Origin of the sequence: Galactobacter caseinivorans (genome assembly GCF_003640665.1) — a bacterium.
In the GTDB taxonomy this organism is placed as follows: Bacteria; Actinomycetota; Actinomycetes; order Actinomycetales; family Micrococcaceae; genus Galactobacter; species Galactobacter caseinivorans.
Window position 1 is genome coordinate 173,561 of record NZ_QQXL01000004.1, and the last position, 23,823, is coordinate 197,383.

Consider the following 23,823-nt stretch of genomic DNA (forward strand, 5'->3'; position numbering starts at 1 on the left):
ATCCCCATGAAGACTTTCCTCCGCCGTGCCGCGAAGACCCTCGGGGTGATCCTCGGGGTCCTGGTGCTGGCGATCGGCGCCACCACCGTGTGGCACCAGACCGCTACGGCGAATGAGGCCAAGAACCTCCCCGCCTACGGCCAGTATGTTGAGGTCGGGGGGAAGCGAATGAACGCTGTGGTGGCCGGATCCGGCCCGGAGACCATCGTGCTGATTCCCGGCTTCGGCACCGCGGCGCCCGCGCTGGATTTTGACCCGCTGATCAAGAAACTCTCCTCCAAGGCCCACGTCATTGCCCTTGAACCCTTCGGCTTTGGACTCAGCGACCCCACGGATCAGCCGCGCACGGCGGAGAACATCGTGAAGGAGATGCACCAGGCCGTCTCCCAACTTGGCGCGGACAAGTACACGCTCATGGGCCACTCCATCGGGGGTATCTATGGGCTGAAGTGGGCCCAGCTCTTTGGCAACGAAATGACCGCCTTCATCGGCATCGACAGCAGCGTGCCCACCCAGTCCGGCATGGACACGCAGTTCCCGACCGGGCTCATGGCCGCCGCACGCTTCACCGGCGTGGCCCGGATCGCGGCGGGCCTGGGGGAGGGCCTGGACAAGGCGGTTTACAGCGAAGAATTGCAGCAGCAGATGGGTGTGCTGGCGAACCGCAACTCCTTGGCACCCACCTACCTGGACGAGATGGAGCACATCGCCCCGAACTTCCGTGAGGCCAAGGGCAAGACCTTCCCGAAGAACCTGCCCGTCCTGCTCTTTGCGCGGGCCGGGGAAAACCCCGCCCAGCCAGACTGGATTGCCCTGCACCGGGAGCAGGCCGCCTCGGTGGAGCGCGGCGAGGTGGTGCTCCTGCCTGGCGAGCACTACCTGCACCACACCCACTCGCCGGAGATTGCCGAGCGGTCGCTGGCCTTCCTGGGGAAGCTTCCCGCCGCCGGACGAGCGTGAACTGTGACCGACCAAGACGGGACTGACATGAGCAACTACGCCCCCGCTTTCCTCATCCGCCCAGCGACGGAGCGGGACTCGGACTTTCTGCTAGAGCATGATCGCCACATCACGCCCACGGTGTGGGCCCGGGTGATTGACGAGGGCAGGGCGCTTGTCCTGGAGGAAGAACAGGAACTCCGGGGCTGGCTGCGATGGTCCCTGTTCTGGGACGAGATCCCGTTCCTGAACATGCTCTTTTTGCTGGAAGGTCACCGCGGACGCACCTTGGGAAGCAAGCTCCTGGACGAATGGGAGAGTTCCATGTCTGCGGCGGGACACACCCAGGTGCTCACCTCCACCGCAGCGGATGAGCGGGCACAGCGCCTGTATCGGCGCCGCGACTACCTCGATAGCGGGGTGCTTCTGCTCCCTGGGGAAGTTGCGGAGCTCCTACTTGCCAAGAGCCTGACCCCCGGTTCGCCCTAAATTGGCTCGCGCGACCGGGCGGGAGTTCACTGCTTCCGAGCGGCGCGCCGGAACGCCACCCACGCGGTGAGCGCGCCCAGGGCGGAGATGACCGCGATGCCCCACGAAAGATTGGCCGCGGCCTGCGGCACGTGCGGCATGCCGGCGGTGACAAAAACTCCTCCCAGTGCCACAAAGAGCATCTGCCCCATCTGGCTGGCGATGGGCACGCCCGCCGCCGCCTGCGCCGCCAGGCGCTCATCCTCCGTGCTGCTCATGACCGCGACGGAAAGGTGCGGGTTGGACATGCCGATGCCCACGCCCGCCAGGAAAAGGGTGAAGGCCCAGCCCAGCACCGAAAGCCCGCTGGGGCTCACCAACTGCAGCACCGCCGTCGCGCCCAAGGCGATCGCCGTGAGAAGGGGACCAAACATCGAGAGGCGCCGACGCGCAGCGGCGCTCTGAACCCGGGAACTGGGGATCGCCGCGGCGGACCAGCCGGCGGAGACGGTGGCGCCAAGGAAGCCGGCGACCAGCGGTTCAAGCCCAATCAGTCGCTGCCCAAAGAGCGGTGTGAATGCCTCCGTGACGACCGCGGCGGAGCCCAACGCGATGGTCAGGTAGAGCCACTTGAGCGAGTTTCCGCGCCGGTAGGTGAACCGCGGCAGCACCGAGGTGGAACCGAAGCGCTCCGCCACAACGAACGCGCCGATCAGCAGGGCGCCCACGCCCAGCGCGACCCACGTGCCGGCCCCGCCGAGCACGCCGGCCAGGCTCATGGCGAGGACCGCGAGCGTGAGGGCGGCCATGGAGGCGAACGGAATCTGCCCGACGTCGTTGCTTCGCGCAGTATTCGGCAGCGCGCGCGGTACCAGCGCGGTGAGCGCGAGGCCGAGCGCGGCAAGCACCACAAAGGCGAGCCGCCAGATCCCGGCCTGCGCAAAGGCGCCGCCGAGCGCGGGACCCACCAAGGTGCCGATGGCGAACATGGCCGAGACGATCGCGGTTCCTTGCGACCACAGCGGCTGGGGCAGGGCGGAACGGATGGTAGCGAAGGAGAGGCCGGCGAGTAGCCCGCCGCCGAGCCCCTGCAACACACGGGAGACAAGGAAAATCTCCATGCCAGGGGCCAGGGCGGCGACCACGCAGCCGATCGCAAACACCCCAAAACCGACAACAAAGGCCGTCCGCGCGCCGAGCTTGAGGAGGGCCCGGCTGGAGAGCATGGCGGCACTGACGCTGGCGACGAAGTAGAGCGAGGCAACCCACGCGTAGAACGGCTCGCCTCCGATCTCTGCCACCAGGTCCGGCAGCAGGCTGGAGGTCACGTAGGCGTTGAGGGCCTGCAGCAGGATGCCGCCGGCCAGGACCGCGACCGCTCCGCGGTAGTGGGAGAGCTGCGGGTGGGGTGCGAGGGGTGTTGGTGTGTTTGGCATAGTCTTGACGCTAAGACCTCAACCAAGCTTGAGGTCAAGTGATACCGGGGCGCTCCGATGGTGATGCCCCTCACGCCCCAATGTGTGGAGGTCGCATGCTGCCCGAGGACTCACTCTCCGTCGGCGAGATTGCCGCGCGCACCGGCGTGGCCGTCTCCGCCCTGCACTACTACGAGCGGCTGGGCCTGGTGGTGTCGCACCGCACCGGGGGAAACCAGCGCCGCTACGCGCGCCACATGGTGCGCCGCGTCTCCCTCATCGTGGTCGCCAAGAACTTGGGCATCCCGCTCTCCGAGGTGGAGGAGGCGTTCGCCCCGCTGCCGCACAGCGACGCTCCGACGGCGGGTGACTGGCATCGCGTCGCCGTCATCTGGAAGGCGAGTCTCACCAAGCGCCGGGAGCGGCTGGAGCGCTTGGAACGCGAGCTGCAGGGGTGCATCGGTTGCGGGTGCCTCTCCATGAAGGCCTGCTACCTGCTCAACCCCCAAGACGAGCTTGCCGCCAAGGGCCCCGGGCCGCAACGGATCTGAGGTCTGCGCGGGGAGAGTCGCCGCGGATGCCTCAGCGGTGGAAGGTGGGCGCGGAGTTGGGTGCCGGGTTCGGGTTGAGGCGCACCCATTCCACGGCCAGGGCCATGAGGCGTTCGGGGGCGGGTTCTGGCCCGGCCAGCCCGTGGCCGCCCTTCATGGCGGCGCGGAGGCCGGCGGCTTCCTCCAGTAAGGGGGCCGCAAGCGGCGTGTCCTGGCCTAGCTGGTCCACGGTCCAGATCAGCATGGAGCTGAAGCCGCGATCCCAGTTGGCGCCGCCGTTGCGGAGGATTTCATCCGCCATCTTTCCGCTGGTGCGGATGATCTCGCCCTGGACGGTCGTGGCCGCGCCGGAGGCGGGGACCAGCAGGTCCCAGAGCGCACCGTGCTGCGCGCCCGGGGTGCCGGCGGGCACCTGGATGGGGGAGACGCCGTCGTGCCGTTGAAGCCGGGCAACCGGCGGCACATCAAAGAGGGAGTACAGCTCGTGAAGGCCGCGTTCTACCCGCGCCACCAGCTCGTTCGTCTCCGGATCATAGCTGGCCCCCGTGGAGTGGAACTCGAACTCCGTGCCCAGCCGGAGCACGTGCTTGCGCATGCGATCAGTGGGGGTGACGCCGGCCGCCAGGAGCTCCCGGGCAATCACCGCCGTGTGCTCCATATGGCCGGAGGAGGTGGTGGCCAGTGCCAACTCCAGCGCGTCCAGGTCGCGGTGATTCCTCGCGAACGGGTCGGCGCCCCGGCGCAACAACAGAGAGACGACGACGTCGCGCCAGCCCTGCGCCGCCAGGTGCAGCACGGTGTTGCCGGCGTTGTCCGTGGCGCCGATGTCCGCGCCGAGGTCCAGCAGCGACTCCGCCCCGCCCTTCCAGTCGAGGGCCCTGTGGTGCAGCGGCGTTTGGCCGTTTCTATCGCGGGCCTCCAGGTCGGCGCCCTGGGAGATCAGCCAGGTCGCAAGCTCCGGGGGGCACTCGGGGAAAAACAGTGCCGGCAGCTTGTCGTAGCCGCCCGTGGCGTTCAGCTCAACCGTGTCAAACAGGGCGATGAGCTGATCCAGGGGTGCTTCCTTGAGCTGGGTGGCGAAGTCCTTGGGCAGGGTCTTGCGCTTGCGGGGCATGCTGAGTCCTCCGTGCTCTGGGAATTCTCACCCTAGTGGCCCGCCGCGGCGCGGGCCAGGGGGGTGGGCCAGGGGGTGGGTCGGGGCATCAGGCCAGCGACAGCGCGACGTCCAGCATCTCCACCGCAGCGCCCGGGGCCACCCGCACCAGGGCCATGGCGGCAATGACGCTGGCGACGAAGTAGAGCGAGGCAACCCATGCGTAGAACGGCCCGCCTCCGATCTCTGCCACCAGGTCCGGCAGCAGGCTGGAGGTCGCATGCTCCCCGAGGACTCACTCTCCGTCGGTGAGCTTGCCGCTAAGGGCCCTGGGCCGCACCGGATTTGAGGTCTGCGCAGGGAGAGTTGCCGAGGATGCCTCAGCGGTGGAAGGTGGGCGCGGAGTTGGGCGCCGGGTTCGGGTTGAGGCGCACCCACTCCACGGCCAGGGCCATGAGGCGTTCGGGGGCGGGTTCTGGCCCGGCCAGCCCGTGGCCGCCCTTCATGGCGGCGCGGAGGCCTGCGGCTTCCTCCAGTAAGGGGGCCGCAAGCGGCGTGCCCTGGCCTAGCTGGTCCACGGTCCAGATCAGCATGGAGCTGAAGCCGCGATCCCAGTTGGCGCCGCCGTTGCGGAGGATTTCGTCCGCCATCTTTCCGCTGGTGCGGATGATCTCGCCCTGGACGGTCGTGGCCGCGCCGGAGGCGGGGACCAGCAGGTCCCAGAGCGCACCGTGCTGCGCGCCCGGGGTGCCGGCGGGCACCTGGATGGGGGAGGCGCCGTCGTGCCGTTGAAGCCGGGCAACCGGCGGCACATCGAAGAGGGAGTACAGCTGGCGCAACGCAGCATCAGTCTCCTCCAGAAACTCCGGGGCGAAGACGTCCCGGGCGGACTCAAACGTCTCGCCGAGCTGGTGCACCGTGGTGCGACTCGCCTTCGATACCTCGACGCCGGCCGCTAGGAATCGCTGGGCCACCTTGGCGGCGTCGCTCAGCGTTGAATTGGACGTGCTGAAGAGCGCGCTCTCCAACGGGTTCGATCCTCTGGCGTTTTGCACCTTCGGATCCGCCCCGCGATCCAGGAGCAGCGTGACCGCTGGCTCGTTGAGGCGAGTGGCGGCCGCGTGAAGCGGGGTGTTCCCGGCGTTGTCCGTGGCGCCGATGTCCGCGCCGAGGTCCAGCAGCGCCTCTGGGTGGCTGATCCACGCGGCGACCCAGTGGTGCAGCGGCGTTCTGCCGTTTCTATCGCGGGCTTCCAACTCGGCGCCCTGTGAGATCAGCCAGGTCGCAAGCTCCGGGGGGCACTCGGGGAAAAACAGTGCGGGCAACTTGGCGTAGCCGCCCGTGGCGTTCAGCTCAACCGTGTCAAACAGGGCGATGAGCTGATCCAGGGGTGCTTCCTTGAGCTGGGTGGCGAAGTCCTTGGGCAGGGTCTTGCGCTTGCGGGGCATGCTGAGTCCTCCGTGCTCTGGGAATTCTCACCCTAGCGGCCCGCCGCGGCGCGGGCCAGGGGGGTGGGCCAGGGGGCGGGCCAGGGGGGGTGGGCCGGGGCATCAGGCCAGCGACAGCGCGACGTCCAGCATCTCCACCGCAGCGCCCGGGGCCACCCGCACCAGGGCCATGGCGGCGAGCATGAGGCCGGTGAGCTCTACGGAGAGGGCCTGGGCGGCGGGACCATTCAGCTGGGGGTGCGCGGCGGCAACCCCGCGCGTGATGGCGGCTCCGAGTTCTGCCCGGTACGCATCGATGCTGTGGCGCACGGCCTGGTCCTGGCCAAGAGAGCCCACGCTGGAGTTGAGCAGCAGGCAGCCGTTGCTGGCGAGGGCCGTGGCCGGCTCCGCCATGGCCTCGCGGACCCCGCGCAGATACGCGGCCAGCGCTCCTGGGGCCACCACTGGGGCCGTCAACGGAACCAACCGCGGGCGCACCACCTGGTCAAGATAACTCTGCACGGCGGCGTCGAACAGCCCGCGCTTGGACCCAAAGGAGTGGTACAGGCTGGAGCGGTTCAGGCCCGTGGCCGCCTCCAGTTCCGGGATGGAGGCCTCGGCAAAACCGCGCTCCCAGAACACCTGGCGGGCGGCCAGCACCGTCTCGGCCTCTGGGATGGTGCGGGTGCGGCCCATGGTGGTCTCCTGCTGGTGGTGAGGCTCGGCTTGTGCCGGCCTGTGCGTGATGCAAGCAACGCGGCCCTTGCTTTTATTGGACCGACCGTTACAGTATATTATGAACTGATCGTTTCAGTAAAGCCTCCTGCTCCACCTCAAAGGAAAACCCATGTTGATCGCCGGATTCATCCTCGCCGCAGTCGCGGCCGCCCTGCACGTCTACATCTTCTGGATGGAGTCCGTGGCCTGGGAAGGCCCCGCCGCACGCAAGACCTTCGGGATTGGCACCGATGAGGAGGCGCGCCTGACCAAGCCCCTGGCGTTCAACCAGGGCTTCTACAACCTCTTCCTCGCGATCATCACGCTGCTCGGTGTGGTGCTCGCCGCGACCGGCGGTGCCGATAGCGGCAGTGCCACCAGCGTCGCCGGACTCACGCTCATCTTCACCGGCGTGGCTTCCATGACCGCCGCAGCGCTGGTGCTGCTCCTCTCTTCCAAGGAGCACCGCGCCGCCGCCCTGAAGCAAGGAACCCTGCCGGCGCTTGCCCTGATCGCCACCGCGGTGGGCGTGCTGGCCTGAGCCAGCGATCGCCCTCTTCACGACACACTTCACGACACAGCAACCCCCACAGAAAGTTGAGTTTCACCATGCGCGCGCTTCGTCAGCACCAGTTCGGCGTCCCGGCCGAGGTCCTCGTGGTTGAGGACGTCCCCACCCCCACGGCTGGTCCCGGGCAGGCCCTGGTCCGCACCGTGCTGAGCCCGGTGCACAATCACGACATCTGGACGGTCACCGGCAACTACGGCTTCAAGCCGGAGATGCCCGCGGCCGCAGGCACAGAGGCGCTCGGCGTCATTGAGGCCCTGGGTGAGGGAGTGACCGGCCTTGAGGTGGGTCAGCGCGTCATCGCCGGCGGCGTCTTTGGCGTGTGGGCTGAGCTCTTTGTTGCGCCCGCAGCCACCCTGATTCCAGTCCCGGACGCCATCGAGGATGAGGCGGCGGCACAGCTGGTTTCCATGCCGTTCAGCGCGCTCTCCCTGGTAAATTTCCTTGGCGTCAAGGAGGGCGAGTGGCTCATCCAGAACGCCGCCAACGGCGCCGTGGGCCGCCTGGTGGCCCAGTTCGCCGCGGCTCGCGGCATCAACGTGGTGGGCCTGGTGCGCCGAGTCGATGGCGTGGCGGAGCTGGCCGAGCAGGGCATCAACCGCATCGTCGCCACCGACTCCGAGGGCTGGCAGGAGCAGGTGCAGCAGATCACGGGCGGGGCCCCCATCCCCGTGGCCGTTGACTCCGTGGGCGGCCAGGCCAGCGCCGATTTGCTTTCCGCGCTGGCGGAAAACGGCACCCTGGTGTCCTTTGGCGCTATGGGCTCGCCGGTCATGCAGATTCCCTCCGGCCCCGTGATCTTTAAGCAGGCCACCATTAAGGGCTTCTGGGGCAGCAAGGTGTCCCAGGACATGGCCCCGGAGGAGAAGGCCGCGCTGATGGGCGAGATCTTCCGCCGGGTCGCCGCTGGCGAGGTCACGCTCCCCGTCTCCGGGACCTTTGGGCTGGAAGACGTCGCCTCCGCGATCGCCTCCAACTTCGAGGCGGGCCGCGTGGGCAAGGTGCTGCTGAAGCCCTGACGCGGGGCACTGCTTGCGGCGGCGCCGGGTATGCGTACCCGGCGCCGCCGTTTCTTTTGCCCGACGGCGAATGGCAGGCTTGGGCGCATGAGCTCGCCTGACGCGGCATCCGCCCCCACTGCCAAGGACCCCACTCTCAAAGACCCCCTCGCGGGGGCAACCCCGGAACATGCCGCTGTGGACATGGATCCGCTCACGGCCGTCGCCTGGCCCGTGCGCACCGAGCGTCTCAGCCTGCGCCGGGCCACCCTGGCTGACATGGACGCCATGTGGGAGTACCGCCGCCTGGATTCTGTGGGCGAGTGGCTGGGCTGGCATCCGGTGGACCGGGCAGACTGGGACGCCACCTTTCCCAGCAAGCTGGGGCCACAACTGGTGGTGGAGTTGGAGGGCAGGATCATTGGCGATCTCATGATCCTCGTGGGCGATGCCTGGGGGCAACGTGAGGTGAAGGAGCAGGCCGCGGGCACGGAAGCGGAGCTTGGCTGGGTGTTCCACCCCGACTTTGGGGGGCGTGGATACGCCACCGAGGCCGTTCATGCCGCCATCGGCATTTCTTTTGAGCAGGTGGGGCTTCGCCGCGTCACCGCCGGGGCATTCTTCGCCAATGAGGCTTCCTGGCGACTCATGGAGCGCGTGGGCATGCGCCGCGAATCGGTCTCCATCAAGGAATCGCTGCACAGGGATCACGGGTGGATAGATGGCATTCTTTACGCGCTCCTCAAGGACGAATGGGCCCAGCGGGGCGCCTCAAGCTGAGAATCCGCCCAGGATGTGGCCCCAAGACCCCCGTCTCGTTGCCATGGGCCGCCGCGACCCGCAAGGATAGAAGGCATCAAGATCGGACCGTCACCTCTGACGGCCTGGAAGGAACGATGAACACCCCTGGCGACAGTCCGGATGACAGTCCGTCCCCTCTGCCGTGTGCTGGTGCTGACGCGCCGGTCCTGAGTAGGGGGTGTAAAGCATGGAAGTAATTTTTATCTTGGGGGCACTGCTCCTGATTCTCGGGTGTGCGCTCTTTGTCGCCGCCGAGTTCTCCCTCATCACGGTCAACCGCAATGAGGTCAAAGCCGCCATCGCCGCGGGGGATCGCAAGGCGGAGGGCGTGCTCAAGGGCATGAACACCCTGTCCACGCAGCTCTCCGGGGCGCAGTTGGGCATCACCCTCACCAACCTCGGCATCGGCTTCCTGGCAGAACCGGCCATTGCGGCCCTGGTGGTGGGACCCCTGCAATCCGCCGGGCTCCCGGAGGCCGGCGCCCGCACCGTATCCGTCGCGATTGCGCTGGTCCTGGCGACCGTTCTCACCATGGTCTTTGGTGAGCTGGTGCCCAAGAACCTCGCCATCGCCAGGCCCCTGGCCACGGCGCGGGCGGTGACCGGGTTCCAACGCGGGTTCAGCACCGTGACCAAACCACTCCTGCTCTTCTTTAACGGCACGGCGAACTGGATAGTGCGCCGCCTGGGAATAGAGCCAAAGGAGGAGTTGGCCTCCGCCCGCTCGGCGGAGGAGCTGGTGGCCCTGGCTGATCACTCGGCGCGCGAGGGCGTGTTGCCACAAGAGACGGCCCGCCTCCTGGAGCGCTCGGTGGCCTTTGGGCGCCGCAGGGCCCGCGATGCCATGACCCCGCGCCCACGCATGGACACCGTGCAACCCACCACAACCGTGACCGAGCTGCTGGTGCTGGCCGCGCGCACCGGGCACTCGCGCTTCCCCATGGGGGCGCCCGGCGCCACCACCGTGGAAGGCGTGGTGCACGTACGCAAGGCGTTGGCGGTGCCTTTCCCGGAGCGCGGATCCGTCACGGTGGAGTCCTTCGCGGAGCCCGCGACCCTGGCCCCGGACACTGCCGAGTTGGACGACCTGATGGACACGCTCCGGGCCGGTGGCTTGCAGATGGCGATCATCATGGACGAGACCGGGGACGTGGCCGGCTTGCTCACGCTGGAGGACCTGGTGGAGGAGATTGTGGGCGAGGTGGTGGATGAACACGACCCGGAGGACCCCAATCTGCGCCTGCCGCACGGCGCCTGGCGCCTGGATGGTGCGCTGCGACCTGACGAGGCCACTGACCTGCTGGGGACCCGCGTGCCCGCCGCCCCTGAGTACGACACCCTGGCCGGGCTGGTGACCCTGCACCTGGGCCGCATTGGGCAGCCCGGGGATGAGGTGAGCGTGCAGACGCAGGAGGAGCACGAGCTACCCGCCCGCACGCTCACGCTGCGAGTGCTGGACATGGACGGGGCGCGCATCGCGTCCCTGAAGGCCACCGTTTCCGATCCGAAGGATGAGGAGGAGCTCTGATGGACGTCCTGGGAATTGTCCTGACCGTGCTGCTTCTCGCCGCCAACTTCTTCTTTGTTGGCGCGGAGTTCGCGCTGATCTCTGCGCGCCGCTCCATCATTGAGCCCCTGGCGCGGGAGGGAAGCCGCCGCGCCAAAATGACCCTGTGGGCCATCGAGAATGTCTCTCTGATGATGGCGGGCGCTCAGCTGGGCATCACGGTCTGTTCCTTGGCTTTGGGGTACGTCACCAAGCCGATGGTTAAGTACGCGGTGGCCGGCCCGTTTGAGGCGTGGGGCATGTCAGATCTGTGGATCGACGTGCTCTCCTACGCCATCGCTCTGGCGCTGGTGACGTACCTGCACGTGGTGCTTGGCGAGATGGTCCCCAAGAACATTGCGCTCTCCGGCCCGGAGAAGACGGCCATGGCCATGGGGCCCGCGCTGGTGGTGGTCGTGAAGTTCCTGCGCCCGCTCCTGTGGATCATGAATGCCTGCGGCAACGGCATCCTTCGCCTCTTCAAGGTCACCCCCCAGGACGAGGTCACCAGCGCGTTTACCCGCGACGAGGTGGCGGACCTGGTCGCCGAATCCCGTGAGGGCGGGCTGCTTGACGGTCAGGACGAGCGCCTCTTGATGGGCGCGCTCGCCTTTGAGTCCCGCACCATCGGCTCCGTCGCGATCCCCTTGGCGCAGGTCCAGACCCTGCCTTCCGGGGCCACGCCGGCAGAGGTGGAGGCCGCGGCGGCCAACGGCTTCAGCCGTTTCCCGCTGGTAGCGCCCGACGGCGTGTGGCTGGGTTATGTGCACGTGAAGGACGTGATCGGGGCGGATGCAGAGCGCCGCGAGCGCCCCCTGTCCGCGGACATGGTGCGCGAACTACCCCGCTTCCAGGCGGACAAGGCCGTGCGCCCTGCGCTGAGTCGCATGCAACGCGAGGGCGCCCACCTGGCGTTGGCCGTGGATGCGGCGGGTGAGCCGGTGGGCGTGGTGACTCTGGAGGATGTGTTGGAGGAACTGGTGGGGCAGGTCAGGGACGACAGCCGCTCGGCGAGCTGACGCGGAGCCGGTGCGCGGGGCCCGCGGGGTTAGGCTGAATTGAGACCCGGCCCCCGCGGGCCCTTCCGTTTGGCGAGAGGAATCCCGTGCCACGCCCACGCAGCGATGCCGCCCCCGCGCAGGGGCGTTCGCCGTGGTTGTGGGTCCTGGTGGGTGCCGCCGTCTTCACGCAGACCGGCCTGAACCTGCTGCGTCCCGTCACCTCTTACAAGCTGCTGGACTTTGGCGCGGATGCGACGGCGATCGGCATCGCGACGGCCGCCTACGCGGTGATCCCGCTGGTGGTGGCCGTGTGGATGGGGCGCCTCTCCGACCGGGTGATTCGCCTGAGATTCCTGCTCCTGGCTGGAGCGGTGCTGTTGGGCCTTGGCGGGGCAGGGCTGGCGGTGGCGCCCGGACTGGCCGGCGTGATTGTTGCCTCCACCGTCCTGGGCTTTGGGCACCTACTCTTCACCATCGCTGGCCAGAGCTCCATCGCCAGGTATAGCGCCCCGCACCAGCTGGACGCGGGCTTTGGCTGGTTCACGGCCGCCTACTCCACCGGGCAGCTCCTGGGACCCCTGGCGGGCGGGTTGCTCCTGGGTGGGGGCGGAGTCGAAGGGCGGGCCGACGCCGTCAACCTGGCTCTGTGGGTGGGCGCCGTGGTCGCGGCCGCGGGCGGGCTGCTGCTGATCGCGCCGCTCCCGGGCTCCCCGCGGGACCGCCGGACCGAGTCGCCCGGCCCCGCGGCGCCGGGCACAGCGGACCCAGGCACAGCTGACCCTGCTGCGCAGGGCACAGGGAACCGGGCGCAGTCCGGAGGAGGCGACCAGCCGCCGTCGGGCGCTGACCGGGTCCTCAGTGGCGCCGCCGCGGATCCGGGGAAGCCGACCGTGTGGCGGATCCTGCGGATTCCGGGCCTGCCGAGCATCATGCTTGGCGCGCTGAGCCTACTGGCCATGCTGGACATCCTCACGGCGTTCCTCCCGGTCGTGGGAGAGGAACTGGGGGTGGGGCCGGAGGTGGTCGGATTCTTGCTGGCGATGCGGGCCGGCGCGTCCATCGTGTGCCGCTCCATGCTGCCGTGGCTGGTGCGCCGGTTCAGCCGCAGGCGGCTGATGCTGTGGTGCCTCTTTGGCGCGGGGGTGACCCTGGCGCTGCCGCCGCTCGCGCTGGCTTGGTGGCCCGGGCTGGCTGGGGTGATCGTGGCCGGTGCGCTGCTTGTGGTCGGCGGATTCTTCCTGGGGATTGGCCAGCCGCTGAGCATGAGCGCCATTTCCCAATCTGTGCCGGGCAGTTGGCGTGGGTCAGCGCTGGCGGTGAGGCTGATGGGAAACCGGGCGGGGCAGGTGGCGATGCCGTTGCTGGCTGGGTTGGTCGCCGCTCCGTGGGGGCCGGCCGGGGCCATATGGCTTAGCTGCGCGCTGCTGGGGTGGGCAGGCTGGGCGGAGGTGCGCCGACCACGCAGCGATACCACGTGAACTTATCCACAACTCTGGGCAGTTCAACAGCGCTGTGTCGGCCCCATTGTCTAGGCTAAGAGGTGACAGAGCAGGACCGCTCAGGACGGCGCGGCCGTCCGGACACCCAGGAGGACGTGTGGAACGCAGGGACCTCACCATTCCGGCGCGGGTGCTCGCCACGAGCGCTCACGCGGGTCAGCAGGACAAGGCTGGCCGCCCCTACATTGAGCACCCGGCGCGCGTCGCCGCCCTGGTTGCGCAGGACGTGGGCCCGCGCCACGCAGCGGTGGCCGTGGCCTGGTTGCATGACGTAGTAGAGGACACGGACGTGACGCTAGAACAGATCCGGCAGGCGTTTGGGGATCAGATCGCCGCAGGCGTGGATGCCATGACGCGCAGGTCCGGGGAGGAACCGGACGCCTATTACGCGCGGGTGCGCGCGGACCAGCTGGCGCTCGCCGTGAAGCGGGCGGATATCGCAGACAACACCGACCCGGCTCGCGTCGCCTTGCTTGATCACGCCACGGCCACGCGGCTGGCGGGTAAGTACCGCCATGCCCGCGCGGAGCTGGGGTTGGCGAGCTAGGCCCCGTTGACGGGCGGTTCCTGGCCCATGCGTTGCTTGGCCGTGCGCTGGCCCGCGCCGATCGGGACGTGCTCGGTGGCCGCGGCGACGCCGAATTCCGGCATATTCACGTAAATGGACTCGCGCGTGCCCGGGGAACTGACGTAGGTCTCGTGCCAGATGCCCACGGCCGGATGATCACCCACGGACGTCACGTAGCGGCGCCACGGGTCCACGTGCGGGCGGTCCTTGGCGGAGGCGAAGGCCCGCAGCTTCTCCGGGCTTTCCCAGTACTGCAGCACCAACACGGTCCTGCCGATCCAGAGGTGCCAGCCCAGCAACCCATCCTGCGGGTGGCGGGCCAGGAACGCGATCATGCGGGGCATAGCAACAAAGACGGGTAGCCACTTATCTACGCGCCACAGCTGGTTAAAGCGCATGCCGATCATGAACACCGTGACATCCCCCTGAGGGTTTGCCGTGAACCGACCTGGGAAGACCTTGGGCATGATGTCCCCGTTCAACGTAGATGGATATTGGAGCTACCCAGTGAACCCTACGCTGAAATGGGTGGCTGCGCCTTAAGCGACCGTGAAACCCAGATGCAACTCGGCAAAACGGGTTCCGAGCTGCTCCTCCAGATCCGGGATCAGCACCTGGTCAACGCGGGTGCTCACCCGCTCCGTGGCCTCGGCCGAGACCAGCGAGCATTCCAAGTGCAGATGCAGGTGATCGCCGCTGCCCGTGGTGGTGCACAGAACCCGGACCACGTCCGGATCCTCAGCTAGGCGTTCCGCCGCAAGGTCCGTCAGAAGCGTGAGGCGTTCCTGCCAGCCGGCGTGGACGGAGCGACTGGACGGTTGGGGGAGCGGGCCGGTGCCCAACGTGGGGTCAAGGATGAGTTCCAGTTCCACGGTGGGGGGTGCGGAGGGCTCGTTGCGCGCCTGCGCGGCGGTGGCTGATTCGGGGTTGTTGGCGAGGGTGCTCATGGGGTTGTCCTCTCGGCATTGGGGGGTCACCGTTGGGCCGCCTGTGCCCCGCCGGGACGGGTCACCTGCCGCTTGCAAGTGGTTCTGGAAGGTTCGCACGGGCCAGGGCCGTGAGCAAGCATCGGGCAGGTGAATGAGGGCCTCAGGGCGGGCCGCCCCTGCCGGGCGAGGAGGGGCCGCTCCGTTGCTGTGAGGGCGTGCGAGTGTGCGCGTCCGGACGGGTGGTGGGATGCGCCGATCGGGGGCCCTGCCGGGGCAGTCTTTGCTGGGACTTGCCTGTTGATTTACCCCATGAAGCGCTGATGACCGCCCGTGACGCGGGCCCGGCCGGTGGGGGGCCAGCTAGAGCAGCTTGCGGACCGTGTTGAGGTTGCGCGTGGTGATGAACGGTTTGTACTTGGGCTGGGCACTCATCTTCGCAAAGGCAGTGTCCGTGCTGCTGCCCTTGGGGCAGGCCCAATAGAGCACTTCCTCGCCCCCGGAAACGGGCTCTTGCGCCTCCAGCGCCGCGACGCCCAGGGCGTGGAGCACCTTCTGGTTGGAACCGAAGACCACATAGGCGTGGTGCTCCACGTCCTCGTCAAAGGGGTACGCGGAGACGATGCGTGCCAGGCGCTGCCGCGGTTCCAAGACAATCCACGCGTCATAGCCAAAGCGCGCGCCCAGCTCCGTCTCGATCTGCGCCTTCAGTGCGGCGGGGGTGCCGGCGGCGCTGAACAGGACGTTGCCCGTGGCCAGCACCGTGCGCACCCCCTCAAAGCCCAGGGACTGGAACAGCTCCTTCAAGTCGGCGCTGCGCACCGTCACCCCGCCCACATTGACCCCGCGCAGCAGGGCTACCCATTCGCTCATGTGGACGAGACTACGGAGCACCCCCGACAGTGTGGGTTCCTGACGGGCGATTCTCCCGGCCCCGGGCCTGTCCCTCGCCACCGCCCCGGGCCTGTCCCTCGCCCCGGGCACCCGTCGTCGGGCCGGTCCAAGCGGGCCTATCGACGAGAAGCGTCCTTCACGCCCGCTTCTCGTCGATAAGCCCGCTTGAGTCGGGGTGGCGTGGCACCCTAGTTCGAGAGGCGCCGCACCCGCCGCGCCGCCCCCATGCCCAGGAGCGTGCCCGTGCCCACCGCAGATGAACTGCTCGGAAGAGAGCAAGCGGCCGCCTTGCACCGAGGCCTCGCGCAGGCCAGCGGGACGCCGCTGCCGACGCTCGCCCGCGCCGTCGAGCAGTTGGAGGGGCAGGCGCTGGCCGCCCGCGCCAAGGAGCTGGCCCGCGCCGCCCTCGCGGACCTCCCGCCCGGGGCGCCCGCGATCGCGGCGGTCCGCGCCGCGGCCGCGGATCCCGACTTTGCCGGCTGGCTGATCTGGCCCGCCGGCCTGGTGGCGGCGCAGGCCGCGCTGGCGGCCGGCCGAGGGCGGAACTTCGACGACGCCATGGACGTCCTGGGGCTGCTGACCCCGCGCAATACCTCGGAGTTTTCCATCCGGCCCCTGCTGGCCGCGGATCATTCGCGCGCCCTGGCGATCATGCGGGAGTGGACCACCCATGAGAACTTCCACGTGCGGCGCCTGGCGAGCGAGGGCGCCCGGCCGTACCTGCCGTGGGGGCAGCGCATTCCCGCGCTGGTGCGGGACCCGCTCCTGACCCTGCCCATCCTGGACGCGTTGCGCGATGATCCCGAGGACTTTGTGCGCCGCTCCGTGGCCAATCACCTCAACGATCACAGCCGCGAGCACGGCGCGTGGGTGCTGCAGACCGCGGCCCGCTGGGCCGGGGAGGGCGGCGCGCACCACGCGTGGGTCGTGAAGCATTCCCTGCGCACGCTGGTGAAGCGCGGGGACCCTGGCGCGTTGGCCCTGCTGGGTTTCGAGCGCGTTCCGGTGCAGGTGACGGGCCCGGTGCTCGACGCCGCAGTGGTGCCTTTTGGCGGCGCGGTCACCCTGGGTGCCACCGTGCGCAATACGGGCCGGGCGAGCGCCCGGCTGGCGATCGACTTTGCGCTGCTGTTGCCCGGATCCCGTGGCGAGCAGCGGCGCAAGGTCTTCAAGTGGGCCACCCCCACGCTGGAGCCGGGGCAGAGCCTGGAGCTGAGCAAGCGGTACTCGTTTAAACCCATCTCCACCCGGCGCTACTACCCGGGAACCCATGGCTTTGAGGTGCTGGTGAACGGGGAAAGCTTTGGGCCGACGGGCTTTGAGGTGCTACCCCCGCGGTGACCTCACACCAGATGCACCTGAGCGCCCTCCGCGGCGAACTCCTCTAACAGGGTGCCCGGCGCGTCCCGCGTGGTGACCAGGTGATCCACCTGAGAAAGCGTGGCGAAGCGGAAGGTCGCCGTGGAGAGCAGCTTGGAGGCCGGGGCCACCACGATGCGCCGGGCCGCGGCGCGCGTGGCCGCCGCCTTCACCGCGGACTCCTGCGCGGTGGTGGCGGTGAGCCCGTGCGCGGCCGACGCAGCGCACGGGCCAAGGACCACCACATCCGCGCTGATGGACTCCAACGCCTGGACCGCCGCCGCCCCACTCATGGCTTGAGAATCCGGTTCCACCGGCCCGCCGGGCAACACCACGCGCGGCAACGTGCCCTCCGCTAAGACGGCGGCGGCGTGCAGGGACAGCGGGATGACGGTGAGGTCGCGACCGGCCAGCAACGTGGCGACGGTGAAGCACGTGGTGCCGGAGTCCAGGACCACTGAGTCGCCGTCGCTCAGCAGCGCGGCGACCGCGGCGCCCAGCCGCTCGTTGACCTCCCGCTTGGCCTCGTAGCGCTGGCGGAACGGTGCGCCAGCCACGCCGCGTTGGGGCAGGGCCTCGGCGCCACCGTGGGTGCGGCGCACGTGGCCTGCTCTGACCAGCTCCACCAGGTCCCGACGGATCGTCACGGGGGAGGCGCCGGTGAGCTGGCTCAGGGCCTCCACGCTCAGGCTGCGACTGGAATTGATCGCCCGAACGATCATGGAGAGGCGATGTGATCGTTGCACCCGATCATTCAAGCCCATACGGTCACTGCTTGTGAACACCTCCAAGCGCCCGCAGGGCAATGTGGGGCGCGCCCGGCTGGGGATCTCCCTGCAGTTCCTCACCAACGGCCTGGTCCTGGCCTCCCTGCTGCCGCGCCTGCCGGAGCTCAAGGAACGCTTTGGGCTCAGCGACGCCGAGTACGGCCTGGCCGTGGTCTCCTTCCCGGCCGGCGCCATCCTGGCGGCCGCCCTGGCCGGGGTGCTGGTGCGCAGGCTGGGCCGCCTCCCCATCCTGATCGGCGGCACCGCCCTGCTGGCCGCAGCCCTCTTCCTGGCCGGAGTTGCCCCGCACCCGCTGATCTTCGTGGCGGCGTACGCGGTGGCAGGCGCCACGGACGCGGTGGTGGATGTGGCCCAGAATCTGCAGGGCCTGCGCGTCCAAGCGGTGCGCGGCACCACGATCATCAACTCCCTGCACGCCCTCTGGAGCGCGGGCGCGGTGACCGGCGGCGCGCTGGCCGCCCTGGCCGCTGGTCTGGGCGTTCCGCTCTCGGTTCAGCTGGGCGTGACCGGAGTGCTCGTGGTGCTGGTGGCCTGGATCGGCGGCGTCTGGGCGGTCCGCGGGGTGGAGGTGGAGGTGGACCCCACGCCAACTGAACCGGCACCGGGAGGCAACCACGCGCCGTCGAGCACCGACCCGACGGCGGCCAAGGGGCCCCCGCGCGCGGTGCGGCCCTCGTGGCGCACCTGGCTGCTGCTGGGCGCGCTCGTGGTGATCGGCAGCATGGGCAGCGCTTCGGAGGACGTGGTCAACAACTGGTCCACCCTGATCGGCGTGGGGGTGGCGGGCCTGGGCGCGGCGGCCGGAGTGGTGTACGTGGTGGGCTTCGGCGCCCAGTTTGTGGGCCGGCTCCTGGGAGACCCGCTCTCCGACCGCTTTGGCCGCTTGAACGTGGCCATGGTGGGCGCCGCGCTGGTGGCGATCGGCGCGGCCGTGGCCCTGGTGGTGGGCGGTGGCGTGGGCGTGCTGCTGGGCTTTGCGCTCATGGGCTACGGCTCCGCGACGCTGGTGCCCGCCGCCCTCGCCGCGGCGAACGAGGTGCCGGGGCTGAAACCGGGTACCGGTCTGTCCCTGGTGAGTTGGCTGATGCGCCTTGGCTTCCTGGTCACCTCGCCGCTGCTGGGCGCCGTGGCCCAGGGCGAGGGGCTGCGCAACGCGCTGTGGGTCCCGGTGATCGGCGGGATGGTGGCGTTGGCGGCCGTGACTGCGCTGCGAGTGCGCGACGGCGTTCGGGTCGGTTGAGCGGGCTGGCCAGGCGAGCGTTCGGGCCGCGCGAACGTCGCGAGAACCCAGTACGGTGAAGGCTGCACGGCAGAGTCGCCATCCACCCCGGGGGCGGCCACGCACCGCGCCGGGGAGGCAGGCATGAGCGTCAGCGTCACGAGCGGTCGGATCCCGCTCTTGGAAGAGGCACTGTCCCTCTACGAATCGGTCGGATGGACCGCGTACACCCGCGATCCGCAGTTGATCCAGGCCGCGCTGGAGGGCTCCACCGCCGTCTTTTGCGCCCGCGATGAGGCGGGCGCCTTGGTGGGCTTGGCCCGCATTCTGTCCGACGGCGCCGCTGTCACCTTGGTGCAGGACATCCTGGTGGCCCCGGGGCAGCACCGCAGCGGCGTGGGATCCCTGCTCATGGACGCGGTGCACGAGGCCAGCCAGGGCATTCGCCAGCTGGTGCTCTTCACGGACGCCGAGCCGGGCCACCGAGCCTTTTATGAGGCCAACGGGCTCACCGAGGTGCACGATCTCAGTTCCCCGGGCAGAGCCTTTGTTCGCTACCTCTGATGCGATGCGGGCCCATTCCGCTCCGGTAATCTGAAGGGCATGGCCCGCCCCGAGATTCCCCGTGTTCCGCTGTGGCAGATCTTTGCCCTCATCACGGCGCTTGGCCTGGTGGGTTCTGTGGCCACGCTGCTGGGAGCCGGCCGCCCGCCGTCGTCCGCTTTTGAAGTCGTCCTGACCTTTGTGCCCCCGGTCATCCTGGCAGCGATCACGGTGTGGCTGTGGCGGCGCTCCGCGGCAAGGGCCCGGGACGCGCGCTCCGAGTAGCGGTGCGCTCGGCGGAGGCGATGATGACGTCTATGCCCAGCGCCAGCAGATCGGCGTCCTGAAGGTCCCCGAGTTTGTTTGCCATGCGTGCCAAGAGCGGGTGGGAGCCGGGATCCGCGGTGGGAGTCGAGTCGAACCACGCCCCGCTGGCGCCCACCTCGCCGCGATCCGCAGCCGAGCGAGCCATCCCGGAGGCGGAGGCCATCATGTGTTGGGCAAAGAGCGCGTAGTGCTTCACCACCTCATCCTCGGATAGCCCGGCGCGCGTGAACGCGTCCAGGATCATCTCCACCGCTGCACGCTCGCCGGGCCCGTGCGTGGTGGCGCTGATGGACTCCATGCCGATGGCGGGGTGCGCGGTGAACAGGCGCAGCGAGGCGTTCGCGAGCTGGCGCAGCGTCTCCTGCCACGCCTCCGGCGGCGAGCTGACGCCGCGCACCCCCTCCGCGTTGAGGTGATCCAGCGCCGCGAGAACCACCTCGTCCTTGTTGCGAAAGTGCCGGTAGATGGCGGTGGGGTCCGCGCCAAGGAGCTGGCCAAGCTCCCGCACTGAGAGCGTCTTCACGCCCGGACGGGCGGTGAGCTCGAGGCACGCCTCGATGATGGTCTCGCGATCCAGTCGATTGCGGCCGGACTTTCTTCCCGCTGCTGTGGCGCTCATGCCTCCCCTTCGTTTTACCTGAGGCCCATGCTCCCACGGGTTCCGACGCCGAAGGGGCTGGTGGGGCCGTCAGCGTGGACAACACGTTGGTCATCGTTGTGGTCAACGCTGTTGACATGGTGGTGTGGCTCACATTAACGTCATCAACTACGCCGACACAAACGCACCACAGGATTGAGCCAGCCATGTCCCACGCAGACGTCATCTTCACCGGTGGTCCGGTCTTCACCGGCACGGGCCAGCCCCAGCACGGCCTGGCGGTCCTGGTCCGCGATGGGGCCATCGTTGCCCTGGTCCCCGAGGCGCAAGCCGACGCTCACCGCGGGGCCGGCACCCGCGTCGTCGAGCTGGAAGGTGCCCTGCTCTCCCCGTCCTTCCAGGACGCGCACCTGCACCCCATGGGTGGCGGGCTGGAGTCGCTGCAGTGCGATCTGACGGAGGCAACGGACGCGGCGGACGCCGTGGCACGCGTGGCCCGTTACGCCGCGGAGCACCCGGACGCGGAGTGGATCGTGGGCGCCGGCTGGTCCATGGATCACTTCCCCGGCGGCGCGCCGTCCCGCCACGAACTGGACGCGGTCACGGGCGAGCGCCCCACCGTCCTGGCCAGCCGCGATCACCACAGCGCGTGGGCCAACACCGCGGCCATCGCGCTGGCCGGGCTGGACGCCAGCACGCCGGACCCTGCGGATGGCCGCCTGGAGCGCGAGCCGGACGGCTTCCCGCAGGGCACCTTCCATGAGGGCGCCGAGCACCTCTTTGCCCACCTTCGCCCGCACATCAGCGAGGACCAGGCGCTGCAGGGCCTGCTTGCGGCGCAAGAGGACATGCTGGCCCTGGGTATCACCGGCTGGCAGGACGCATGGGTGGGCAGCGGCATGGCGGGCATCCAGGACATCGACGCCGTCTACCGGCGCGCGGCGGCAGAGGGGCTGCTGAAGGTTCATGTGCGCGGGGCGCAGTGGTGGGAACGAGACCGCGGGCTGGAGCAGATCCCAGAGATGGTGGCGCGCCGTGCGGCCGCGCAGAGCCAGGGCAGCGGCCCCGCCTACGTGCCGGGCACCGTCAAGATCATGGTGGACGGCGTGGCGGAGAACTTCACGGCCGCCATGCTGCACCCGTACCACGACCACTCCGGGCACAGCACACAGAACTCCGGCCTCTCCTTTGTTGACCGCCAGCTCCTCAAGGACGCCGTGACGGCGCTGGATGCCGAGGGCTTCCAGGTGCACTTCCACGCCCTGGGGGATCGCGCTGTGAGGGAGGCGCTGGACGCCCTGGAGGCGGCCCGCGCGGCCAACGGGCCCAGCGCCAACCGCCACCACCTGGCCCACCTGCAGATGGTGGATGAGGAGGAGGTGGCGCGCTTTGCGCAGCTGGACGCCACCGCCAACCTCCAGGCCCTGTGGGCCACCCACGAGGAGCAGTTGGATGAGCTGACCCTGCCGTTCCTGCGCCAGGGCGCGGAGGAGCGCCACTATCCCTTTGGCGATCTGGTGCGCGCCGGCGCCCGCCTGGCGGCCGGCAGCGACTGGCCGGTGTCCTCTCCGGACCCCCTCGAGGCCCTGCACATCGCCGTGAACCGGCGCTACCCGGGGTCCGAGTTGCCTCCCCTGGCCGGCCCGGAGCAGGCCCTGGACGTGGCGACCTTCCTGGCCGCCTACACCTCCGGTTCCGCCCGCGTGAATCACCGCGATCAGGACACGGGCTCCCTTGCCCCGGGATTCCTGGCGGACCTGGTGATCCTTGACCCCAATCCCTTTGCGCTGGACGCGCCGGATCTGCACACGGTCCGCGTGAACTCCACCTGGATCCAGGGCGCCCCGGTCTTTGAATCGAAGGCCCTTGCATCGCAGGCAGCGGATGCGATCACCCCAGGAGCGGGGGCATGAGGGCCCGACGCCGCGTGGCAGGGTCCCGCTGGACCCTCACCGCCGCGGTGGCCGGGCTTGGCGCCGCCGCCCTGGCACTCAGCTCCTGCGGGGCGCCCGCTGGCGCCATCTCCGACTGGGAGATCAGCACCACCACCCCGGCGCCCGCCGGTGACATCGACTCCTTCAGCTGGGCCGTGCACTCGGAGCCGTACAGCCTGGACTACGCCTACGCCTTTGACTACCCGGATAACCAGGTGCTCGCGAATGTGTGCGAATCGCTGCTGCGCATGAAGCCGGATATGTCGCTGGAACCCGGCCTCGCGGAGTCGTACGCCAACCCCACGCCCACCACCTGGGTGTACCGCATCCGGGAGGGTGTCACCTTCCACGACGGCACGGCGTTGACGGCCAACGACGTGGTGGCGTCCCTGAAGCGCCATGTAGATCCCGCCGTTGGGTCCTTCTGGTACTCCGTCTATGCCAATGTCACGGACATCAAGAAGACCGGGCCCATGGAGGTCACCGTGACCACCAAGATCCCGGACAGCCAGTTCAACCAGAGCATGGGCAACTCCGCCGGCGTGATCGAATCCGCCAAGACCCTGAAGGACAAGGGCAAGGACTACGGCAACTCCACCGGCGGCGTGAACTGCACAGGCCCCTTCACCATGGACAAGTGGACCTCCGGGGAATCCATTCACCTCAAGCGCTACGAGGGCTACTGGGACCCCAGTCTGCGCGCCCGCGCGGCGGCCATGGACTTTGTGTTCATCACGGACGCGAACGCGCGCATCAACGCGCTGAAATCCGGAGAGGTGGACGGCGCGTGGCAGGTCCCCGCTGAGGCGGTGCCGATCCTGCGGGCGGGAACCCAGGGGGACGTCTACTTTGGCACCAACTCCACCGTGTCCGCGCTCGTGGTGAACAATCTCAAGGGCCCGCTCGGGGACGTGCGCGTGCGCAAGGCCCTTGCCCTGGCCCTTGATCGCGAGGGGATCCTCAAAGCAGGCGCCGGGGGGTACGGCGAGGTCAGCAACACCATGACCACCAGGACGGCGTGGGGCGGGCTTGACCCGGCCACGGTGGAGGGCGCCTTCGCCTCTGTGGAGCCCTACCAGCGAGACCTGGAGAAGGCCAAGGCCCTGGTGAAGGAGGCCGGGGCACAAGGCAAGGAAATCACCATCGCCACCGCCCCCATTTCCAACGACTTCACGGTCAGCTCCCAAGCCACGGCCGCGGCCCTGACGGAGATAGGGCTCAAACCCAAGATCAACACAGTCACCCCCAACGCCTACACCGCGCTCTTCTCCGATCCCAGCGCCCGCAAGGATGTGGACCTGTTTTACACCCAGTGGTACCTCTCAGCACGGGACCCCATGGAGATGTTTGCGGTGCTGCGCGCCGGGGAGTTCAGCAATTACGGGAACTGGGATCACCCCGAGTTCACCAAGATCGTGAATCAGGGTGTGCAGATCATGGACCCCAAGCAGCGCGCTCAGAAGGCCGCGCAGGCGCAGCGGATCGTGAACGACCAGCTGCCCTGGATCCCGCTCTTTGCGCCCCCGGTCATGGTCTACCTCTCCGACCGGATCACGGGGCTCTCCCCGTCCGTCAACTTCATGTACTACCCCTGGGCCGCAACGCTTGGGGCCCGCTGATGAGCTCGCGAAAGGGAGGCGCGCT

26 protein-coding genes are annotated in these 23,823 nt (G+C 68.9%); 16 read left to right on the forward strand and 10 right to left on the reverse strand.

Features of this window, described 5'->3' with window-relative positions; translation table 11 throughout:
• Positions 1-6 precede the first annotated feature (6 nt).
• Both DWQ67_RS08060 and DWQ67_RS08065 read left to right on the forward strand, forming a co-directional pair.
• A complete protein-coding gene (locus DWQ67_RS08060) occupies positions 7-960 on the forward strand; it encodes an alpha/beta fold hydrolase (protein WP_121485079.1) in 954 nt (317 codons plus the stop codon).
• Between the two features lie 27 nt (positions 961-987).
• Positions 988-1,428, forward strand: coding sequence for a GNAT family N-acetyltransferase (locus tag DWQ67_RS08065; protein WP_121485080.1), 441 nt, complete (start codon positions 988-990; stop codon positions 1,426-1,428).
• 26 nt (positions 1,429-1,454) lie between these two features.
• On the opposite strand, the gene DWQ67_RS08070 is transcribed toward DWQ67_RS08065, so the two are convergent.
• Positions 1,455-2,843: an MFS transporter gene (locus DWQ67_RS08070; protein ID WP_121485081.1), complete on the reverse strand. Its 1,389-nt coding sequence runs from the start codon at positions 2,841-2,843 to the stop codon at positions 1,455-1,457.
• A gap of 95 nt (positions 2,844-2,938) precedes the next feature.
• Between DWQ67_RS08070 and soxR the strand changes: the two genes are divergently transcribed.
• Positions 2,939-3,373 carry a redox-sensitive transcriptional activator SoxR gene (soxR, locus tag DWQ67_RS08075; protein WP_121485082.1) on the forward strand — a complete coding sequence of 145 codons (435 nt, stop codon included), beginning with the start codon at positions 2,939-2,941 and terminating at the stop codon, positions 3,371-3,373.
• 31 nt (positions 3,374-3,404) lie between these two features.
• On the opposite strand, the gene DWQ67_RS08080 is transcribed toward soxR, so the two are convergent.
• From DWQ67_RS08080 to DWQ67_RS08090, 4 genes are all read right to left on the reverse strand, one after another.
• Entirely contained in the window at positions 3,405-4,487 is a 1,083-nt protein-coding gene (locus DWQ67_RS08080) for an ankyrin repeat domain-containing protein (protein WP_121485083.1), read from the reverse strand.
• Between the two features lie 88 nt (positions 4,488-4,575).
• The gene (locus DWQ67_RS13770) at positions 4,576-4,719 is read right to left on the reverse strand and encodes a hypothetical protein (protein WP_158595401.1); all 144 of its coding nucleotides are present in this window, start codon (positions 4,717-4,719) and stop codon (positions 4,576-4,578) included.
• A 127-nt stretch (positions 4,720-4,846) separates the two neighbouring features.
• Positions 4,847-5,914, reverse strand: coding sequence for an ankyrin repeat domain-containing protein (locus DWQ67_RS08085; protein WP_121485084.1), 1,068 nt, complete (start codon positions 5,912-5,914; stop codon positions 4,847-4,849).
• A 102-nt stretch (positions 5,915-6,016) separates the two neighbouring features.
• Positions 6,017-6,589: a TetR/AcrR family transcriptional regulator gene (locus DWQ67_RS08090; RefSeq protein WP_121485085.1), complete on the reverse strand. Its 573-nt coding sequence runs from the start codon at positions 6,587-6,589 to the stop codon at positions 6,017-6,019.
• Between the two features lie 151 nt (positions 6,590-6,740).
• Between DWQ67_RS08090 and DWQ67_RS08095 the strand changes: the two genes are divergently transcribed.
• The 7 genes from DWQ67_RS08095 to DWQ67_RS08125 all read left to right on the forward strand — a co-directional run bounded on the left by DWQ67_RS08095 (position 6,741) and on the right by DWQ67_RS08125 (position 13,570).
• The gene (locus tag DWQ67_RS08095) at positions 6,741-7,151 is read left to right on the forward strand and encodes a DUF1304 domain-containing protein (RefSeq protein ID WP_121485086.1); all 411 of its coding nucleotides are present in this window, start codon (positions 6,741-6,743) and stop codon (positions 7,149-7,151) included.
• Between the two features lie 68 nt (positions 7,152-7,219).
• Positions 7,220-8,197: a zinc-binding dehydrogenase gene (locus DWQ67_RS08100; RefSeq protein ID WP_121485087.1), complete on the forward strand. Its 978-nt coding sequence runs from the start codon at positions 7,220-7,222 to the stop codon at positions 8,195-8,197.
• 87 nt (positions 8,198-8,284) lie between these two features.
• Positions 8,285-8,956 carry a GNAT family N-acetyltransferase gene (locus DWQ67_RS08105; protein ID WP_233555990.1) on the forward strand — a complete coding sequence of 224 codons (672 nt, stop codon included), beginning with the start codon at positions 8,285-8,287 and terminating at the stop codon, positions 8,954-8,956.
• A 208-nt stretch (positions 8,957-9,164) separates the two neighbouring features.
• A complete protein-coding gene (locus tag DWQ67_RS08110; protein WP_121485088.1) occupies positions 9,165-10,505 on the forward strand; it encodes a hemolysin family protein in 1,341 nt (446 codons plus the stop codon).
• Positions 10,505-11,542, forward strand: a complete 1,038-nt coding sequence (locus DWQ67_RS08115; RefSeq protein WP_121485089.1) for a hemolysin family protein — start codon at positions 10,505-10,507, stop codon at positions 11,540-11,542. The genes DWQ67_RS08110 and DWQ67_RS08115 overlap by 1 nt, the downstream gene beginning before the upstream one ends.
• Before the next feature lie 86 nt (positions 11,543-11,628).
• Positions 11,629-13,002, forward strand: coding sequence for an MFS transporter (locus DWQ67_RS08120; RefSeq protein WP_121485090.1), 1,374 nt, complete (start codon positions 11,629-11,631; stop codon positions 13,000-13,002).
• Positions 13,003-13,120: 118 nt separating this feature from the next.
• Positions 13,121-13,570, forward strand: a complete 450-nt coding sequence (locus DWQ67_RS08125; protein WP_121485091.1) for an HD domain-containing protein — start codon at positions 13,121-13,123, stop codon at positions 13,568-13,570.
• Here the strand turns inward: DWQ67_RS08125 and DWQ67_RS08130 are convergent.
• The 3 genes from DWQ67_RS08130 to DWQ67_RS08140 form a co-directional block, all read right to left on the reverse strand.
• Complete coding sequence (locus DWQ67_RS08130) at positions 13,567-14,058, reverse strand: DUF4188 domain-containing protein (RefSeq protein WP_121485092.1); 492 nt, start codon at positions 14,056-14,058, stop codon at positions 13,567-13,569. The two genes, DWQ67_RS08125 and DWQ67_RS08130, sit on opposite strands and share 4 nt — an antisense overlap.
• Positions 14,059-14,130: 72 nt before the next feature.
• A complete protein-coding gene (locus tag DWQ67_RS08135) occupies positions 14,131-14,538 on the reverse strand; it encodes a hypothetical protein (protein ID WP_121485093.1) in 408 nt (135 codons plus the stop codon).
• Positions 14,539-14,880: 342 nt separating this feature from the next.
• Positions 14,881-15,390, reverse strand: a complete 510-nt coding sequence (locus tag DWQ67_RS08140; protein WP_121485210.1) for a DUF1697 domain-containing protein — start codon at positions 15,388-15,390, stop codon at positions 14,881-14,883.
• A gap of 264 nt (positions 15,391-15,654) precedes the next feature.
• Here DWQ67_RS08140 and DWQ67_RS08145 point away from each other — a divergent pair, with 264 nt between their 5' ends.
• Positions 15,655-16,752, forward strand: coding sequence for a DNA alkylation repair protein (locus DWQ67_RS08145; RefSeq protein WP_121485094.1), 1,098 nt, complete (start codon positions 15,655-15,657; stop codon positions 16,750-16,752).
• 2 nt (positions 16,753-16,754) lie between these two features.
• Here the strand turns inward: DWQ67_RS08145 and DWQ67_RS13620 are convergent, their stop codons facing one another.
• Positions 16,755-17,516, reverse strand: a complete 762-nt coding sequence (locus tag DWQ67_RS13620; RefSeq protein WP_158595402.1) for a DeoR/GlpR family DNA-binding transcription regulator — start codon at positions 17,514-17,516, stop codon at positions 16,755-16,757.
• Positions 17,517-17,547: 31 nt separating this feature from the next.
• On the opposite strand from DWQ67_RS13620, the gene DWQ67_RS08160 reads away from it, so the two are divergent.
• From DWQ67_RS08160 to DWQ67_RS08170, 3 genes are all read left to right on the forward strand, one after another.
• The gene (locus DWQ67_RS08160) at positions 17,548-18,798 is read left to right on the forward strand and encodes an MFS transporter (protein WP_158595403.1); all 1,251 of its coding nucleotides are present in this window, start codon (positions 17,548-17,550) and stop codon (positions 18,796-18,798) included.
• A 123-nt stretch (positions 18,799-18,921) separates the two neighbouring features.
• Positions 18,922-19,341, forward strand: coding sequence for a GNAT family N-acetyltransferase (locus DWQ67_RS08165; RefSeq protein WP_121485097.1), 420 nt, complete (start codon positions 18,922-18,924; stop codon positions 19,339-19,341).
• 39 nt (positions 19,342-19,380) lie between these two features.
• Positions 19,381-19,605 (forward strand): hypothetical protein, encoded by a 225-nt coding sequence (locus DWQ67_RS08170; RefSeq protein WP_121485098.1) that lies wholly within the window; start codon positions 19,381-19,383, stop codon positions 19,603-19,605.
• Here DWQ67_RS08170 and DWQ67_RS08175 read toward each other — a convergent pair.
• Complete coding sequence (locus tag DWQ67_RS08175; protein WP_121485099.1) at positions 19,547-20,266, reverse strand: TetR/AcrR family transcriptional regulator; 720 nt, start codon at positions 20,264-20,266, stop codon at positions 19,547-19,549. The genes DWQ67_RS08170 and DWQ67_RS08175 overlap by 59 nt on opposite strands.
• A gap of 185 nt (positions 20,267-20,451) precedes the next feature.
• Here DWQ67_RS08175 and DWQ67_RS08180 point away from each other — a divergent pair, with 185 nt between their 5' ends.
• Both DWQ67_RS08180 and DWQ67_RS08185 read left to right on the forward strand, forming a co-directional pair.
• Entirely contained in the window at positions 20,452-22,158 is a 1,707-nt protein-coding gene (locus DWQ67_RS08180; RefSeq protein WP_121485100.1) for an amidohydrolase, read from the forward strand.
• Positions 22,155-23,798 (forward strand): ABC transporter substrate-binding protein, encoded by a 1,644-nt coding sequence (locus DWQ67_RS08185; RefSeq protein ID WP_121485101.1) that lies wholly within the window; start codon positions 22,155-22,157, stop codon positions 23,796-23,798. Before DWQ67_RS08180 ends, DWQ67_RS08185 begins: the two co-directional genes overlap by 4 nt.
• Positions 23,799-23,823 lie beyond the last annotated feature (25 nt).